General features: G+C 70.7%; 13 protein-coding genes. 7 read left to right on the top strand and 6 right to left on the bottom strand.

Features of this window, described 5'->3' with window-relative positions:
* Window positions 1-74: 74 nt before the first annotated feature.
* Together ACWDGI_RS26260 and ACWDGI_RS26255 are read left to right on the top strand one after the other, a co-directional pair.
* On the top strand, window positions 75-2,828 hold the full coding sequence (locus ACWDGI_RS26260) for an NB-ARC domain-containing protein (protein ID WP_450762910.1): 2,754 nt from the start codon (window positions 75-77) through the stop codon (window positions 2,826-2,828).
* A 99-nt stretch (window positions 2,829-2,927) separates the two neighbouring features.
* Window positions 2,928-3,947, top strand: a complete 1,020-nt coding sequence (locus tag ACWDGI_RS26255) for a COX15/CtaA family protein (RefSeq protein WP_450762908.1) — start codon at window positions 2,928-2,930, stop codon at window positions 3,945-3,947.
* Here ACWDGI_RS26255 and ACWDGI_RS26250 read toward each other — a convergent pair.
* The 4 genes from ACWDGI_RS26250 to ACWDGI_RS26235 form a co-directional block, all read right to left on the bottom strand.
* Window positions 3,902-4,639 carry a nucleotidyltransferase domain-containing protein gene (locus ACWDGI_RS26250; protein WP_450762906.1) on the bottom strand — a complete coding sequence of 246 codons (738 nt, stop codon included), beginning with the start codon at window positions 4,637-4,639 and terminating at the stop codon, window positions 3,902-3,904. The two genes, ACWDGI_RS26255 and ACWDGI_RS26250, sit on opposite strands and share 46 nt — an antisense overlap.
* 18 nt (window positions 4,640-4,657) lie before the next feature.
* The gene (locus ACWDGI_RS26245; RefSeq protein WP_450762905.1) at window positions 4,658-5,764 is read right to left on the bottom strand and encodes an amidohydrolase family protein; all 1,107 of its coding nucleotides are present in this window, start codon (window positions 5,762-5,764) and stop codon (window positions 4,658-4,660) included.
* Window positions 5,765-6,238: 474 nt separating this feature from the next.
* Window positions 6,239-6,559, bottom strand: a complete 321-nt coding sequence (locus tag ACWDGI_RS26240; protein WP_450762903.1) for a hypothetical protein — start codon at window positions 6,557-6,559, stop codon at window positions 6,239-6,241.
* A gap of 68 nt (window positions 6,560-6,627) precedes the next feature.
* Window positions 6,628-7,581 (bottom strand): heme o synthase, encoded by a 954-nt coding sequence (locus ACWDGI_RS26235; protein ID WP_450762901.1) that lies wholly within the window; start codon window positions 7,579-7,581, stop codon window positions 6,628-6,630.
* A 378-nt stretch (window positions 7,582-7,959) separates the two neighbouring features.
* On the opposite strand from ACWDGI_RS26235, the gene tkt reads away from it, so the two are divergent.
* From tkt to pgl, 5 genes are read left to right on the top strand one after another with little or no spacing between them, the layout of a single operon-like run.
* Window positions 7,960-10,047 (top strand): transketolase, encoded by a 2,088-nt coding sequence (gene tkt, locus ACWDGI_RS26230; RefSeq protein WP_450762899.1) that lies wholly within the window; start codon window positions 7,960-7,962, stop codon window positions 10,045-10,047.
* A gap of 33 nt (window positions 10,048-10,080) precedes the next feature.
* Window positions 10,081-11,199, top strand: coding sequence for a transaldolase (gene tal / locus ACWDGI_RS26225; RefSeq protein ID WP_450762897.1), 1,119 nt, complete (start codon window positions 10,081-10,083; stop codon window positions 11,197-11,199).
* Between the two features lies 1 nt (window position 11,200).
* Entirely contained in the window at window positions 11,201-12,724 is a 1,524-nt protein-coding gene (zwf, locus tag ACWDGI_RS26220; RefSeq protein ID WP_450762895.1) for a glucose-6-phosphate dehydrogenase, read from the top strand.
* Window positions 12,721-13,827: a glucose-6-phosphate dehydrogenase assembly protein OpcA gene (opcA, locus tag ACWDGI_RS26215; protein WP_450762893.1), complete on the top strand. Its 1,107-nt coding sequence runs from the start codon at window positions 12,721-12,723 to the stop codon at window positions 13,825-13,827. The genes zwf and opcA overlap by 4 nt, the downstream gene beginning before the upstream one ends.
* Window positions 13,824-14,606, top strand: coding sequence for a 6-phosphogluconolactonase (gene pgl / locus ACWDGI_RS26210; protein ID WP_450762891.1), 783 nt, complete (start codon window positions 13,824-13,826; stop codon window positions 14,604-14,606). The genes opcA and pgl overlap by 4 nt, the downstream gene beginning before the upstream one ends.
* 88 nt (window positions 14,607-14,694) lie before the next feature.
* Here pgl and pgi read toward each other — a convergent pair whose 3' ends face one another.
* On the bottom strand, window positions 14,695-16,347 hold the full coding sequence (gene pgi / locus ACWDGI_RS26205; RefSeq protein WP_450762889.1) for a glucose-6-phosphate isomerase: 1,653 nt from the start codon (window positions 16,345-16,347) through the stop codon (window positions 14,695-14,697).
* 72 nt (window positions 16,348-16,419) lie between these two features.
* Entirely contained in the window at window positions 16,420-17,679 is a 1,260-nt protein-coding gene (locus ACWDGI_RS26200) for an MFS transporter (RefSeq protein WP_450762887.1), read from the bottom strand.
* Between the last annotated feature and the right edge of the window lie 37 nt (window positions 17,680-17,716).

Genomic DNA, 17,716 nt, shown 5'->3' with positions numbered 1-17,716 from the left:
GTGCCACTCTCTGTTCGCGCAGACGGCCAACGGGGACAATGGACAGTACTGCGGGCGGTTTCGGGGGAGGCGCCATGGCACTCAGTTACAGAAGCCGGTCACTTGTCACGCGCCGGCGGATCAAGGTCGCCCTGAGCTATGCCACCGCCGCCGGGGCGGCCTTTCTGTCCGTGATCGCACAGGACACTCACGGCGCGACCCTCCTGTCTCTCGCCACCTCCGCCGGCGTGCTGGGCGGGGTGGCCGCGCTGTCGGGCTACTACGGCGTCCATCGTCCCAGAACCGAGCCTCGTACATCCCATCTGAAAATCCCCAGCCGTTCCGAGCCGTTCGTCGGCCGGGACGAGGAACTCCTAAGCGTCGCCGCCAAGTTGGGACTCCAGGAGGACAACCCCGGCACGTTACGGGTCTGCGTGATCCACGGTATGGGCGGTGTCGGCAAGACAGAACTGGCGGCGCACTTCGCCAAGAGGCGGTGGGACGAGACCGGAGCCCTCGTCTGGTGGCTCAGGGCATCGACGTACGGACTCCTCACCAGCCAGCTCCTGGAGCTGGCGGCCTTTCTCGACGTCCCCGGGCACGAATCGAAGAGTGTGGTCCTCAACCGGCTGTGGAGCCGGCTGCGCGAGGAGCCGGACTGGCTGCTGGTGTACGACGACGTGCAGGACCGAAGCCTGGGGCCGCTGCGCAGCGAGCGGGAGGACATGCGTCCCTTCCTCCTGCCCACGGATGTCTCGGGCGCGGTGGTCATCACCACTCAGGTGATCAACGTCCTGGAGAAGTACGACATCACGGCGGAGAGGGTGGGGCTGCGTCAGCTCGGCCCCGAGGACGGACTGGTCCTCCTGCAGGCGCGGATCAGCTCCCAGGACACCGGAACGGACGACGCCGACGCCACCCGGGTGCTGGACGAACTGGGCAGCGCCCTCGGCTGGTTGCCGCTCTCCCTCGTCCAGGCCGGCAGTTACATCAACGCGGAAGGCGTGCCGGCCAAGGACTACCTGCGCAAGCTGCGGGAGCGCCCGAGCATCGGAACCGACGCGGACGCCACGATCGGGCTCGCCATCGCGCGGGTCGTCGACCAGGAGCCCAGGGCCCAGGACCTGCTGCGTCTGTGCGCGTTCCTGGCCCCCGAGGGGATCCCTCGGCAGCTGCTGCGCGATCCTCAGTTCCGGCCGCTGGTGCCGCCGTCCCTGCGGGTACTGCTGGCGGAGGAACACAGCTTCGCCAAGGTGACGAAGCTGCTCGGCGACCGCTGGCTGCTCAGCGTCGGCAGGACCGGCCATGGCGACTCCGGCCACTACAGCATGCACCTGCAGATCCAGCGATCCGTGAAGGAAGGCATGGACGCCGCGGCACGTGCCATGTGGTCGCAGACCATCGTCCGGGTGGTGGAGGCCGCCTTCGCGCAGGCGTCCAGCGCATCGTCCGACCAGGCCGACGGCGAGATCGGCAGAGAGCGCCTGATGCCGCATGTCCAGGCCATCCGAAGAGCCATCGAGGAAGACGGCGCGTGGGCCACCGACCCGCACGGCGACACCTCGGCCCGCGAGGCGCTGGCACGCCTGATGCACCAGGCGGGGGACTACCAGGAACACCGCGGCGTGTACCAGCGGGACGTCCTGTCCTACTACGCGCACGAGGCCGCGATACGGGCGAGCGGGATCGGCGGCGACCGGGCGCGCATCGAGGCGCTGCTGGACGTGGCACGCCAGAAGTACCGGCTGGCCGATCTGGAGGCCGCCGAGAAGGAGTGCGGCGCGCTGCACGAGGACTGCGTGGCCACGTTGGCGCGCTGCGCGACCGACGAGGAGCGCTCGGGGTTGCTGCGGCTGCACGCCGAGTGTCTGCTCCTGCGGGCGGACGTCCTGCGCGAGCGAGTCAAGTTCGCGGAGGCCGTACGATCCGTCACCCAGGCGATGGGACTGTTCCGGGAGGGGGGCCTGCAGTGGCTGGGGCTCGACCGGGCACGCACCGAGATGAGGCTGGGCCAGATCCAGCGCAACGCGGGGCACCTTTGCCGGGCGCTCCAGCACTACGACAGGGCCGAGACCCTGATTCCGGCCCAGGACGGCGAGGAGCCGCCCGAGCACAGGCTCTTCCGCGCCGAGCTCGTCTTCTGCAGGGGGATCGTGGAGCAGGACCGGGGGAACCTTCAGGCCTCCGAGGAGCATCTCCGGCTGGCCCTCTCCCGTTTTCCGTCCAACCCGGAGAGTGACAACTTCGAGACGGCCCAGGTCGAGAAGTTTCTGGCCGACGTGGTGCGACGTCGCGGCGAGGCCACCCGCGCCCTCGCCAGGGAGACCCGCGCGCCCTTTCTGCGCCTGCGCCTGCTCCGAGGTGCCGCCCGGACGCTGCAGGAGGCGGATCAGTTGTTGTCCCAGGCCGTGGACCAGCACCGCAAACGCCGGGAGGCGGAGAACCACAAGTACGCGGCCTGTCTGAACAAACGCGGATCGCTGCGCCTGGCCCAGGGCCGGGCGAAGGAAGCGGAGAAGGACCTCCTCAAAGCGGAGGCCATCTATGTCAGCGCCTACAAGGAGGACCACCCGTACCGGGCCAAGACGCTCTCGCGCCTCGGCGAGGTCCTGCTGGTCGCGGGTCCCCCGGGCCGGAAGGTCCGGCTGGCCACCGGCCACGAGTGCGATGCCTGGGAGATCCTGGACAGGGCCAGGACCATCTTCGAGGAGCGTCTGGGCCCCTGCCATCCCGTTCTCGTCGCGGTGTACGAGCGGCTGGCCCGCTGTGCCCCCGACGACGCGACCGCGGCCGGGCTGCGCCGAAGTGCCGCCCACATCAGGGAGGTGACGCGGAGCGCCGACGGGTGACCGGGCGGCGCCGGCACCTGCCCGGTCCGCCGCCGGGATCCACGACGCGGTCGGCGGATCACCGACCCACGTGAATTCATGCACAAGCGGCGCCCTACGATGGGGGACGTGCCAAAGCTGACCCCCGCCGATGCCGTAGCGGCCGTGCGCAACCCGCTCGCCTTCATCGCCGACCGCTGGACCCCGGATCCCCGGACCGTCCGGCGCGCGGCCCTCGCCGCCCTCGTGATGTCGGTGGTCATCGTGGTCACCGGCGGCGCGGTCCGGCTCACCGGCTCCGGCCTCGGCTGTCCGACCTGGCCCGAGTGCACCGACGGCTCGCTGACCCCGACGACCGCGCTGAGCTACCACAGCGCCATCGAGTTCACGAACCGCATGCTGACCTACGTGCTGTGCGCGGCGGTCGGCTGGGCGATCATCGCCGCCCGTTCCGAGAAGCCGTACCGGCGCGGCCTGACGCGGCTGGGCTGGGCGCAGTTCTGGATCGTGATGGGCAACGCGATCCTCGGCGGCGTCGTGGTGCTCGTCGGCCTCAACCCGTACACCGTCGCCGCGCACTTCCTGCTGGCGACCGCCCTCATCACGGTCGCCGCCCTGATGTGGCAGCGCACCCGCGAGGGCGACGGCGCGCCGCGCCCGCTGGTCGGCAGGGCCGTGCAGCAACTGGTGTGGGCCCTGCTGACCGTGTCGCTGCTGCTCATCGCGGTGGGCACGGTGGTGACCGGCGCGGGACCGCACCCGGGCGACTCGGGCGAGGTGGAGCGCATCGACGTCAGCTGGGAGGGCGTCGCCGAACTGCACGCGGTGCTGGCCTGGATCGTGGTGTCGCTGACCTTCGCGCTCTGGTTCTTCCTGCGGGGCGTCAACGCCCCGCAGGGCCCGCGCGACCGCACCCGTGACCTCTTCCTGATCCTGCTCGGCCAGGGCGTGATCGGTTACGTCCAGTACTTCACGCACCTGCCCACGATCCTGGTGGGCCTCCACATGTTCGGCTCCTGCCTGGTGTGGATCGGCGTGTTGCGTGTTCTGCTCTCCCTGCGGGAACGCGCCGAGGTGACGGCCGAGGTGCCCGCTCAGTCGTACGACGCCGTGAGCGCCTCGATCGCCGGGCCCAAGTAGTCCCGGGTCAGCCGGGCCCGGCGGGCCGTCCACTCCCCGGCGGGCGGGGCGGGGTCGGCGTAACGGCGGCTGCGGATGTCCTCGACGACCTCGACGGGCGCCCCGAGACCGGGCAGCAGGTCCAGCGCCTCGCGTTTGGAGATCAGGCGGCCCTCGCGCGCGGTGACCGTGGCACGGGCGAACGTGGTCATCCCGACGTCGACCCAGACGTCCCGCGTCCACAGCGGGGCCTTGCCGACTGCGGGCCGCCAGTAGTCCCGCAGTTCACGGACGACGAAGTCGCCGAGTTCCCGGTCCGTCACCGGCGGCAGCAGCCCGCCGGGCGCCTTCCCGTGCAGCACCCGCCCGAAGGCGTGCAGCTCACGCCGGGTCACCGGACTGACCGGCCGTTTGAAGAGCTGCTCGTACGCCCAGGTCAGATGGCGCCGGGCGGGATCGGCCGCGGTCGACGGGGTCAGATAGGTGCAGTGCAGGACGGTGGCGAGCGGCAGCGCGCGCAGCCGGGCGTGTGCCACGCCGACCCCCCATACGACGGCCGGGGTCACCGGCCCCGGCAGCACCGCGATCAGGTCCAGGTCGCTGCGGCCCTCCTGGTAGTCACCGGCGGCGAGCGAGCCGTGCGCCCAGACGGCGACCGGGTCCAGCGCCGACAGTTCACCGACGAACCGGGTCAGTAACGTCTCGGTGTCCATGCACCCAGTCTGTACAGGTCACCCCAGCCCGTACACGCGTTTCGCGTTCCCCGCCGCGATCAGCCTGGCCACGCGCTGCGCGTCGCCCAGCGACCAGGCGTCCTCGGCGACCCAGCCGCCGAGGACCCGGGCGAGGGACTCACGGAAGAGGCGGGCGCCGACGACATGCAGTTCGGGCAGGCCGTGGGCGCCGCTGGAGAAGAGGATCTTGCCGAAGGGGGCCAGTTCCAGGATCTCGGCGAGGATCGTCGCGGCCCGTGCGCCGGTACGCACCAGGGCAGCGCCCGAGTCGGCGTACACGTGCGGGAAGACGCCGGCCAGGTGGGCGGCGTGGCGGTGGTACGGGTAGCCGTGCAGCAGGACCAGGTCGGTGCCCAGGCCCGCGGTGGCCCGGACGAAGTCGGTCAGCAGGACCGGGTCGGTACGGTCGATCCGGGCGCCGGGCTCGCCGAGGCCCGCGTGCAGCTGGAGCGGGAGACCGGAGGCGACGGCGATCCACAGCAGGTGCCGCAGGAGAACCGGGTCGGTCAGCTCGCCGCCGACCCGGCGGCCGGCCAGCCAGCGGCCCGCGGCGCCTCTCACCTCACCGGGTCCGGGCGGCTCGGGGGCCAGGGCGAGGCCGTGCCGCAGTCCGGCGACGGAGGTGAAGGCGACCGCGTTCGCCGCCGCGCCGTGCACGGACTCGGCGAGGTTGGCGAGGAAGGACTCGACGGTGCCGGAGGTGTCGGCGACCTGTTCGGCCAGCAGCTCCAGGCGGACGATCTCCCGCGCCTCGGCGGCCCCGGTGGAGGCCATCTCGGCGGTGCCGGTGAGGTCGCCGGGGAGGCCGGTGTCGACGAGGTAGGTGGTGATGCCGCTGCCGCGCAGCAGCCGGCGGCCCGCCTCCAGGACGCCGAGTTCACGGCGCCGGGCCAGGTAGCGGGCGGGCGGACAGTGGGGTTCCAGGCCGAGGAGCGGGGGGCACCAGCGCCGTACCGCGAAACCGGTCTGGGTGTCGAACAGGGTGGTGCCGGGGGCCGGAGGGCCTTCGGTGCGGGCGAGCTGGGCCTCGAAGGTTCCCAGGCCGAGCTCCGTACGCAGCACTCCGTGGCAGTACTGGTCCACCAGAGACGGCGTTTCGATCATCCGGGCTCCCCCGTGGACGGCTGCATACCGTCTTAACGGGTGAACCGGGAAGGAGGTCGCGGTGCGCGGGCGTACTTCGGCGGCCGACCGGGGAGGGCCGGCCGCGGTGCGCGGGCGTTCTTCGGCAGCCGACCGGTGAGGGCCGGCCGCGGTGCGCGGGCGTCTCCGGCAGCCGACCGATGAGGGCCGACCGCAGCGCGCGGGCGTCTCCGGCAGCCGACCGATGAGGGCCGACCGCAGCGCGCGGGCGTTCTTCGGCAGCCGACCGGTGAGGGCCGACCGCAGTGCGCGGGCGTCTCCGGCAGCCGACCGATGAGGGCCGACCGCAGCGCGCGGGCGTTCTTCGGCAGCCGACCGGTGAGGGCCGGCCGCGGTGCGCGGGCGTCTTCGGCAGCCGACCGGTGGGGCTGATCGCGCTCACGCGGTGGAGCCGCGCATCGGTAGAGCCCCGCGCCCCTGCCGGGGCGCGTTGTCTCAGCCGCCGATCTGAATGCCGGCCATCCGCTTCCACTCGTACGGGCCGGTCCGGACCTTCGCCGCGAACTCGCCGTCGAAGGACTCGTGGACGGTGATGCCCGCCTTTTCCACCGCCTGCCGGGCGATCTCGGTGCTCGGGGCCACCAGGTCGCCCCAGCCGCCGTCCTCACCCACGAGGACGATCCGCGCGCCGCGTTCGCCGATGTGGGCCACCTGGCCCTCGGCGCCGCCGTGGGCCTTGGCGAAGGTGCTGATCTGCCTGGCGAGGCGCGCGACCTTGCGCTCGGCCTTCTGGTCAACCTGCTGCGTGTCTGCCATGAGCAGGATGCTACTCACGAGTAGATCGACTGGCGAGGGCAGGGCGGTGTGATGTGGGCCCGCGTGGGTCAGTGCAGGAAGGGGTCCACGGCCACCGCCACGAACAGCAGCGACACATAGGTGATGGACCAGTGGAACAGCCGCATCTCCTTGAGCTTCCCGCCCGTCGCCTCGGCCTTCGCACGGTTCTGGAGCGCGTGCGCCTCCCAGAGCCACCAGCCGCCCGCCACCAGGGCGACGAGCGTGTAGAACCAGCCCGTGTAGCCGAGGGGGGTGAGGAGCAGCGAGACCGCGACCATCACCCAGCTGTAGATGACGATCTGCTTGGCGACCACCTTGTTGGAGGCGACCACCGGCAGCATCGGCACGCCCACGCGCGCGTAGTCGTCCTTCACCTTCATGGACAGCGGCCAGTAGTGCGGCGGTGTCCAGAAGAACATGACGAGGAAGAGGATGACCGGCGCCCACGACATGGAGTCCTTGACGGCCGACCAGCCGATCAGCACCGGCAGACAGCCGGCGATGCCACCCCAGACGATGTTCTGCGAGGTACGGCGCTTGAGGATCATCGTGTAGACGACGACGTAGAAGAGCAGTGCTCCGAGTGACAGCCAGGCGCTCAGCCAGTTGACGGTGAAGCCGAACAGCAGCGTGGAGCCGATCGCCAGGGTGATGCCGAAGGCGAGGCATTCGCGCGGGCTGACCATGCCGGTCACCAGCGGACGCTGCGAGGTCCGGTCCATCAGCGCGTCGATGTCCCGGTCGATGTACATGTTCAGCGCGTTGGCACCGCCCGCCGAGAGGTAGCCGCCGACACAGGTGAGCAGCACCAGCGTCAGGTCGGGCACACCCTGCTGCGCCAGGAACATCACCGGAACGGTGGTGATGAGCAACAGCTCGATGATCCGCGGCTTGGTCAGCGCCACGAAAGCTTTGACACGGGCCCCGAACGGCCGGTGACTCGGGCTCTCGCTCGCACCGAGTACCCCCGCTGGACGGGATTCGACGGCCGTCACGCACACCCCTGACAGAGACTCCCAGCGAGCCCCGCCGTGTGAACTCACGGTAAAGGCTCGCGCGTACCACGCCACTTTAGACGTTGCCCATACCCCGACCTTCGCGGGGGTGGGGTCGTGTTGGGGGGCGTCTCGGAAGAGGGGGACGGGGGCTCGGTTGAGCAGTCAGATGAGCGGTTCCGTATTCATGTGCCGAATGCCTTCTCGGCCAGTCGGGAGGCGGATCCCCGCAAGGCCCGGCAGTCTGGAAACACTCGAAAAAACGCACGTCCTTACGGGGGTAGGCTCGACAGCGGCCGGTGGGCACCCAGTGCACCGGCAGCCGGTGCGGGCGTGTGCCCGTGGACCGGTAACCGAACATGTGGAGAGGAGCCCTGACCCAGGGTGAGCACCAAGCCGACCACCACAGACCTCGACTGGACCGAGTTGGACCAGCGGGCCGTCGACACCGCCCGCGTCCTGGCCGCCGACGCCGTACAGAAGGTCGGCAACGGCCATCCGGGTACGGCGATGAGCCTGGCGCCGGCCGCGTACACCCTCTTCCAGAAGGTGATGCGGCACGACCCGTCCGACCCCGACTGGGTGGGCCGCGACCGTTTCGTGCTGTCCGCCGGTCACTCGTCGCTGACCCTCTACACGCAGCTCTACCTGGCCGGCTTCGGCCTGGAGCTGGAAGACCTGGAGTCCTTCCGGACCTGGGGCTCGAAGACCCCGGGCCACCCGGAGTACGGCCACACCAAGGGCGTGGAGACCACCACGGGACCGCTCGGCCAGGGTGTCGCCAACGCCGTCGGCATGGCCATGGCCGCCCGCTACGAGCGCGGCCTGTTCGACCCGGACGCGCCGCAGGGCGAGTCCCCCTTCGACCACTTCATCTACTGCATCGCCGGTGACGGCTGCCTCCAGGAGGGCATCTCCGCCGAGGCGTCCTCGATGGCCGGCCACCAGAAGCTCGGCAACCTGGTCCTGCTGTGGGACGACAACCACATCTCGATCGAGGGCGACACCGAGACGGCCGTCTCCGAGGACACCGTCAAGCGCTTCGAGGCGTACGGCTGGCACGTCCAGCGCATCGCCCCGCAGCCGGACGGCGACCTGGACCCGCACGCCATCTACAACGCGATCGAGGCCGCGAAGAAGGTGACGGACAAGCCGTCCTTCATCGCGATGCGCTCGATCATCGCCTGGCCCGCCCCGAACGCGCAGAACACCGAGGCCGCCCACGGCTCGGCGCTCGGCGCGGACGAGGTCGCGGCCACCAAGCGCGTCCTCGGCTTCGACCCGGAGAAGAGCTTCGACGTCGCCGAGGAGGTCATCGCCCACACCCGCCAGGCGGGCGAGCGCGGCGCGGCCGCGAAGGCCGAGTGGGAGAAGTCGTTCCAGCTGTGGCGCGACAGCAACGCCGAGCGGGCCGCCGACTTCGACCGCATCGCCGCGGGCGAGCTGCCCAAGGGCTGGGAGGAGAAGATCCCGGTCTTCGAGCCCGGCAAGGGCGTCGCGACCCGCGCGGCCTCCGGCAAGGTGCTCCAGGCGCTCGGTGCCGTGATCCCGGAGCTGTGGGGCGGTTCCGCCGACCTCGCCGGGTCGAACAACACGACCATCGACAAGGACAGCTCGTTCCTGCCGGCGGACAACCCGCTGCCGGGTGCGAACCCCTACGGCCGCACCATCCACTTCGGTATCCGCGAGCACTCCATGGCCGCGGAGATGAACGGCATCACCCTGCACGGCAACACCCGTGTCTACGGCGGTACGTTCCTCGTCTTCTCCGACTACATGCGCAACTCCGTGCGGCTGTCGGCGCTGATGCACCTGCCGGTGACGTACGTGTGGACGCACGATTCCATCGGTCTCGGCGAGGACGGCCCGACGCACCAGCCGGTCGAGCACCTCGCCTCGCTGCGCGCCATCCCCGGTCTGAACGTGGTCCGCCCGGCGGACGCCAACGAGACCGCCATCGCCTGGCGCGAGATCCTCAGGCGCTACACCAAGGTCTTCGGCAAGGGCGCTCCGCACGGCCTGGCGCTGACCCGCCAGGGCGTGCCGGTGTACGAGTCCAACGAGGACACGGTCAAGGGCGGTTACGTCCTCTTCGAGGCGTCGAACGGCACCCCCGAGGTCATCCTCATCGCCACCGGCTCCGAGGTGCACGTCGCCGTCGAGGCGCGCGAGCAGCTGGAGGCCGACGGCGTACCCACCCGGGTCGTCTCCATGCCCTGCGTGGAGTGGTTCGAGGAGCAGGACCAGGGGTACCGGGACAGCGTGCTGCCGCCGTCCGTCAGGGCGCGGGTGTCGGTCGAGGCGGGTATCGGCCTCACCTGGCACAAGTACGTCGGGGACGCCGGCCGCATCGTTTCCCTGGAGCACTTCGGTGCTTCCGCCGACGGCAAGGTGCTCTTCCGCGAGTTCGGCTTCACCGCCGAGAACGTGGCCGCCAAGGCCCGGGAATCCATCGCCGCCGCCCAGCGCTGACGCTCACATACGACACGTAGGAGATGTAATTCCATGACAGACGCACTCAAGCGCCTCTCCGAAGAAGGCGTCGCGATCTGGCTGGACGACCTGTCGCGCAAGCGGATCACGTCCGGCAATCTCGCCGAGCTGATCGACCAGCAGCACGTCGTGGGCGTCACCACCAACCCGACGATCTTCCAGAAGGCGATCTCGCAGGGCGACGGCTACGACCAGCAGCTGTCGGACCTCGCCGCCCGCAAGGTCACGGTCGAAGAGGCCGTCCGCATGATCACCACGGCGGACGTCCGCGACGCCGCCGACATCCTGCGCCCGGTGTACGACGCGACCGACGGCCAGGACGGCCGCGTGTCGATCGAGGTCGACCCGCGCCTGGCGCACAACACCAAGGCGACCGTCGCCGAGGCCAGGCAGCTGGCCTGGCTGGTGGACCGCCCCAACACGCTCATCAAGATCCCGGCCACCAGGGCGGGTCTGCCGGCGATCACCGAGGTCATCGGCCTCGGCATCAGCGTCAACGTCACGCTGATCTTCTCGCTGGAGCGCTACCGCGAGGTCATGGACGCCTACCTCTCCGGCCTGGAGAAGGCCAAGGAGCGCGGCCTGGACCTCTCGCTCATCCGTTCGGTGGCGTCGTTCTTCGTGTCCCGTGTGGACACCGAGATCGACAAGCGCCTGAACGACCTGGGCACCGACGAGGCCAAGGCGCTGCGCGGCAAGGCCGCCGTCGCCAACGCCCGGCTCGCCTACCAGGCGTACGAGGAGGTCTTCTCCTCCGGCCGCTGGCAGGCGCTCGAGAACGCGGGCGCGCGTAAGCAGCGTCCGCTGTGGGCGTCGACCGGTGTGAAGGACCCGGCGTACAAGGACACCCTGTACGTCGACGACCTGGTCGCGCCGAACACCGTGAACACCATGCCGGAGGCCACCCTCCTCGCGGTCGAGGACCACGGCGGCATCACCGGCGACACGATCACCGGCACCTACGAGCAGGCCCGCGCCGACCTCGACGCCGTCGAGCGGCTGGGCATCTCGTACGACGACGTGGTCCAGGTTCTGGAGGACGAGGGCGTCGAGAAGTTCGAGGCCTCCTGGAACGACCTGCTCAAGTCGACCCAGGCGGAGCTGGAGCGCCTGGCCCCCTCGGAGGGCTAAATTGTCGAGCAGCAACCCGCTGCGTGACCCCGCAGACCGACGGCTCCCGCGTATCGCGGGACCGTCCGGTCTGGTCATCTTCGGCGTCACGGGCGACCTCTCCCGCAAGAAGCTCATGCCCGCGGTCTACGACCTCGCCAACCGGGGTCTGCTGCCGCCGGGCTTCTCCCTGGTCGGCTTCGCCCGCCGCGAGTGGGCCAACGAGGACTTCGCCGCCGAGGTCCACGACGCCGTCAAGGAACACGCCCGCACCCCGTTCCGCGAGGAGGTCTGGCAGCAGCTCATCCAGGGGATGCGCTTCGTCCAGGGCACCTTCGACGACGACGACGCCTTCGAGCGGCTCCGCTCCACCATCGAGGAGCTGGACAAGGCGCAGGGCACCGGAGGCAACTTCGCCTTCTACCTGTCCGTCCCGCCGCGGTCCTTCCCGGTCGTCATCCAGCAGCTGAAGAAGCACGGCCTGGCGGACCAGAGCGGCGGCTCCTGGCGGCGCGCGGTCATCGAGAAGCCCTTCGGCCACGACCTGAAGTCGGCCGAGGCGCTCAACAAGGTCGTGCACGAGGTGTTCGAACCGGACCAGGTGTTCCGGATCGACCACTACCTCGGCAAGGAGACCGTCCAGAACATCCTGGCGCTGCGTTTCGCCAACACCATGTTCGAGCCGATCTGGAACCGGTCCTTCGTGGACCACGTGCAGATCACCATGGCCGAGGACATCGGTATCGGCGGCCGCGCCGGCTACTACGACGGCATCGGTGCCGCCCGTGACGTCATCCAGAACCACCTGCTCCAGCTGATGGCCCTGACCGCGATGGAGGAGCCCGCCTCCTTCGACGCGGACGCGCTGGCCGCCGAGAAGGAGAAGGTGCTCGGCGCCGTACGGCTGCCGGACGACCTGGGCAAGCACACCGTGCGCGGCCAGTACGCGGCCGGCTGGCAGGGCGGCGAGAAGGTCACCGGGTACCTCCAAGAGGACGGCATCGACGGCAAGTCGAAGACCGACACCTACGCCGCGATCAAGGTCGAGATCGACAACCGCCGCTGGGCGGGTGTCCCCTTCTACCTGCGCACCGGCAAGCGTCTGGGCCGCCGCGTCACCGAGATCGCGGTGGTCTTCCAGCGGGCCCCGCACTCCCCCTTCGACCACACGGCGACGGAGGAGCTGGGCCAGAACGCGATCGTCATCCGCGTCCAGCCGGACGAGGGCATCACGGTCCGCTTCGGCTCCAAGGTGCCGGGCACCTCGATGGAGATCCGGGACGTGTCGATGGACTTCGCCTACGGCGAGTCGTTCACCGAGTCCTCGCCGGAGGCTTACGAGCGGCTGATCCTGGACGTGCTGCTCGGCGACGCCAACCTCTTCCCGCGCACGGAGGAGGTCGAGCTGTCCTGGAAGATCCTCGACCCGATCGAGGACTACTGGGACCAGCACGGCAGGCCCGCCCAGTACCCGTCGGGCACCTGGGGTCCCGCCGAGGCCGACGAGATGCTCGCACGAGACGGACGGAGCTGGCGCCGGCCATGAAGATAGACCTCACGGACACCACGGCCGGCAAGGTCAACAAGGCGCTGGTACAGGGCCGCCGGGCCATCGGCACGCCCGCCGTGGGCATGGTGCTCACCCTCGTCATCGTCACCGACGAGGAGAACGCGTACGACGCCCTGAAGGCCGCCGGCGACGCCTCGCACGAGCACCCCTCGCGCACGCTGGTCGTCATCAAGCGTGTCTCCCGTTCCCCCCGCGACCGTACGGCCTCCCGCCTGGACGCCGAGGTCCGGGTGGGCGCGGACGCGGGCTCCGGCGAGACGGTGCTGCTGCGGCTGTACGGCGAGGTCGCCGACCACGCCGACTCGGTCGTGCTGCCGCTGCTGCTGCCGGACGCCCCGGTCGTCGTCTGGTGGCCGGTCAACGCCCCGCTCGACCCGGCGAAGGATCCGCTGGGCGCCCTCGCCCAGCGCCGGGTCACCGACACCTACTCCTCCGAGCAGCCGGTACGGGAGCTGTCCGCCCGCGCGGACGCCTACACCCCCGGCGACACGGACCTGTCCTGGACCCGGATCACGCCCTGGCGCTCGATGCTGGCGGCGGCCCTGGACCAGGTGGTCTGCGAGGTCAAGGCCGTCGAGGTGGAGGGCGAGGAGTTCAACCCGAGCTGTGAGCTGCTGGCGATGTGGCTCGCGGACCGGCTGGACGTCCCCGTCAAGCGCTCCCTCTCGTCGGGCCCCGGCCTGACGGCGGTCCGTCTCGACACCAGCCAGGGGGCGATCGCGCTCGACCGCGCGGACGGCTCCCTCGCCACCCTGTCCATCGACGGCCAGCCGGACCGGGCGGTGGCGCTGAAGCGGCGGGAGACGGCCGAGCTGATCGCGGAGGAACTGCGGCGGCTCGACCCGGACGACACCTACGCCTCGGCCCTGCGGTTCGGTGTGGAGCGGCTGAACGCGTCGGCCTCGCCGGCCGCGGAACCGGAGGCTCCGGCCGCTCCGGCCGCCCAGGCCACTCCTGAGGCCCAGGCGCCCGAGCCGTCGGCCAAAGGAGAACCGGCCGCCGAAGCCGCTGCCCCGGAAGCTGCCGCGCCCGAAGCGGCGGCGAAGGAACCGCTGAAGAAGAGGGTGAAGGCACCATGAGCACCCCCCAGCTGGTCGTGCACCACGACAAGGAGCTGATGGCGCAGGCCGCCGCGGCCCGCCTGATCACGAAGATCGTGGACGCCCAGGCCTCCCGGGGCGAGGCGTCCGTGGTCCTCACGGGCGGCCGCAACGGCAACGGTCTGCTCGCGGCCCTCGCGGCGGCTCCGGCGCGGGACGCCATCGACTGGGGCCGGCTCGACCTGTGGTGGGGCGACGAACGCTTCCTGCCCGAGGGCGACCCGGAGCGCAATGACACCCAGGCCCGCGAGGCCTTGCTCGACCAGGTGCCGGTGGACCCGAAGCGCGTGCACGCCATGCCCGCGTCGGACGGCCCCTGGGGCGCGGACGTGGAGGCGGCCGCCGAGTCCTACGCCGCGGAACTGGCCCGCGCGGCCGGCCCGGAGAACCACGGCTCGGTGCCCACCTTCGACGTCCTGATGCTGGGCGTCGGCCCGGACACCCACGTGGCCTCGCTCTTCCCGGAGCTGCCCGCGGTCCGGGAGACGGAACGCACGGTGGTGGGCGTCCACGGCTCCCCGAAGCCGCCGCCGACCCGGGTCTCCCTCACCCTCCCCGCCATCCGCTCGGCCCGCGAGGTCTGGCTGCTGGCGGCGGGCGAGGACAAGGCCGAGGCCGTCGCCATCGCCCTCTCGGGCGCGGGCGAGATCCAGGCCCCGGCAGCGGGCGCCCAGGGCCGCCGGCGCACCCTCTGGCTCCTGGACGCGGCAGCAGCGTCCCAGCTACCCCGCTCGCTGTACCCACCGGCTTCGCCGTGACGAGGTCCTGAAAACCAGTGGAGAGCCCGTACGGCCCGGTGGCCGTACGGGTTCTTCATTCCCCGGGCGGGTTCTTCATTCCCCGGGCCTAACGCCCGCGCAGCTCGCGGTACTTGGCCACCAGGGCCGTCGTCGACGGGTCCAGGCCGGGTACCTCCGTGCCCTCCGTCAGTGCCGGTTCCACGCGCTTGGCGAGGACCTTGCCGAGCTCCACGCCCCACTGGTCGAAGGAGTCGATGTTCCAGACGGCGCCCTGGGTGAACACCTTGTGCTCGTAGAGGGCGACGAGCTGGCCGAGGACCGACGGGGTCAGTTCGCGGGCGAGGATGGTGGTCGTCGGGCGGTTGCCCTTGAAGGTCTTGTGCGCGACGAGCTCCTCCGGCACACCCTCCGCGCGGACCTCCTCGGCCGTCTTGCCGAAGGCCAGCGCCTGCGTCTGGGCGAAGAAGTTCGCCATCAACAGGTCGTGCTGCGCCTTGAGTTCGCCGCTCAGCTCGGCGACCGGCTCGGCGAAGCCGATGAAGTCCGCCGGGATCAGCTTCGTGCCCTGGTGGATCAACTGGTAGTAGGCGTGCTGCCCGTTGGTGCCGGGCGTGCCCCAGACGACCGGACCGGTCGTCCACTCGACCTCCTTGCCGTCCCGCGCCACGTGCTTGCCGTTGGACTCCATGTCCAGCTGCTGGAGGTACGCCGTGAACCTCGACAGGTAGTGGCTGTACGGCAGGACCGCGTGCGACTGGGCGTCGTGGAAGTTGTCGTACCAGATGCCCAGCAGCCCCAGCAGGAGCGGGACGTTGGACTCGGCGGGGGCGGTGCGGAAGTGCTCGTCGACCAGGTGGAAGCCGTCGAGCATCTCGCGGAAGCGGTCCGGGCCGATCGCGATCATCAGCGAGAGGCCGATGGCCGAGTCGTAGGAGTAGCGGCCGCCGACCCAGTCCCAGAACTCGAACATGTTGGCCGTGTCGATGCCGAAGTCCGACACCTTCTCGGAGTTCGTGGAGAGGGCCACGAAGTGCTTGGCGACCGCGTCCTGACCGGCCTTCAGCTCGCCCAGCACCCAGTTGCGGGCGGAGGTGGCGTTGGTGATCGTCTCGATGGTGGTGAAGGTCTTCGAGGCGATGATGAACAGCGTCTCCGCCGCGTCCAGGTCGCGGGTGGCCTCGTGCAGGTCGGCGCCGTCCACGTTGGACACGAAGCGGACCGTGAGATCGCGGTCGGTGAAGCTGCGCAGCACCTCGTAGGCCATCGCGGGACCGAGGTCGGAGCCGCCGATGCCGATGTTGACCACGTTCTTGATGCGCTTGCCGGTGTGGCCGGTCCAGGCGCCGGAGCGCACGCGGTCGGCGAAGCCGCTCATCTTGTCCAGGACCGCGTGCACCTGCGGTACGACGTTCTCTCCGTCGACCTCGATCACCGCGTCCCGCGGGGCGCGCAGCGCCGTGTGCAGCACCGCGCGGTTCTCGGTGACGTTGATCTTCTCGCCGCGGAACATGGCGTCCCGCAGGCCGAAGACGTCGGTGGCGGCGGCCAGCTCGCGCAGCAGCCGCAGCGTCTCGTCGTTGACCAGGTGCTTCGAGTAGTCGATGTGGAGGTCACCGACCTGGAGGGTGTAGCCCGTGCCGCGCGCCGGGTCGGCCGCGAACAGGTCCCGCAGATGGGTGTCGGCGTGCTCCTCCCGGTGCTTGGCGAGCGCGGTCCACTCGGGCGTCTGATTGAGCCTGGTACGGCCGTCTGCGTTCATGTGCGACTTCAGCCTTCTTCCTTGCACCTGTCCTGTTGCGTACCTGCCCCGCTGCCGTTCCAACCTAATTGATCAGCTTGGGACGCGGCCTGCTGTCGCGCCGTTCCGCGGCGCAACAACAGGTACGTCCGGCTTGCGCACCGGTATCAACGAGGTGACGGCCAGACCGAACAGGACGGCGGCGAGCAGCGCGGGCCCGTTCAGGCCGTACGCCCCGGCGACGGCTCCGCCGAGGAGGGCGCCGAGCGGTGCGCCGGACGTGGAGGAGGTGCGGAAGGCGGCGGCGATCCGGCCGGTCATCGACTCGGGCGCGCGTTGCTGCATCAGCGTGACCTGGTTGACGTTCCACACCATGTTCATCGCGCCGAGCAGCAGCATCCCGGCGACGAGCGCGCCGAGGTGCCGGACGGTGCCGATGAGGAGCAGGGACGACGTCTGGACGGTCCCGGCGACCAGCAGGGCGCGCACCCGCCCGGTGCGGCGGGCGATGCGCTGGGCGAGGAAGCCGCCGGTGATGCTGCCGACCGAGAACGCGGTCATGGCCGCCGCGTATCCCGCGGTGCCGGCCTGCAGCCAGCGCGTGACGTGCAGCACCAGGGTGGCGATCAGGGCGCCCATGCCGATGTTGCAGAGCAGGGTGGCCACGCAGGTGGCGCGCAGGGCGCGGTCCTGCCACAGGGCGCGCAGGCCTTCGCCGATCTCGGTGCGCAGGGTGCTGCCGGCCGGGCGCGGCGCCCGCTCGGGTGGCCGTGTCCGCAGGGAGGCGACCAGGGCCGCGGCCGCCAGGTAGGTGCTCGCGTCGGCCGCGAAGGGCATGAACGCGCCGGCCGTCAGGAGCAGCGGAACGAGCGGGGCGCCGAGCAGGCCGCCGGCGATCTGCTGTCCGGTCATCAGCCGGGCGTTGGCCCCGCCCAGTGTCTGCCGGTCGACCAGGGAGGGCAGCAGGGCCGTGGACGCGTTGTCGAAGAGCGTCTGGAGCGTGGTCAGCGCGAAGGCGAGCACGAGCAGCAGCGGGATCGAGGCGTGACCGAGCCCCACGGCGAGGGCGAAGGCGGCGACGAGCAGCCCCCGTACCGTGTCCACGGCCCACATCGCGCGCCGCTGGTCCACCCGGTCCGCGACGGCGCCACCGAGCAGTCCGAACAGCAGCCACGGCACATAGCCACAGGCGGTCACCGAGGCGATGGCGAGAGGATCGTCGGTCAGGCGCGCGGCCAGCAGGGGCAGCGCGGACGTCCGTAACGCGTCTCCGAACCGGGAGACCACGGCGGCCGTCCACAGCCGCCCGAATCCCCCGCGCCAGGCGGGCGCCCGCTCCTGCCCCGTCATCATCGCCCCCTCACGATTCGCCGATGCACAAACCGTAGAG

The sequence above is a fragment of the Streptomyces sp. NPDC001220 genome, from assembly GCF_053597895.1.
Note: the sequence above shows the minus strand (reverse complement) of the source record. Positions and strands in the feature narration are given on the sequence as shown.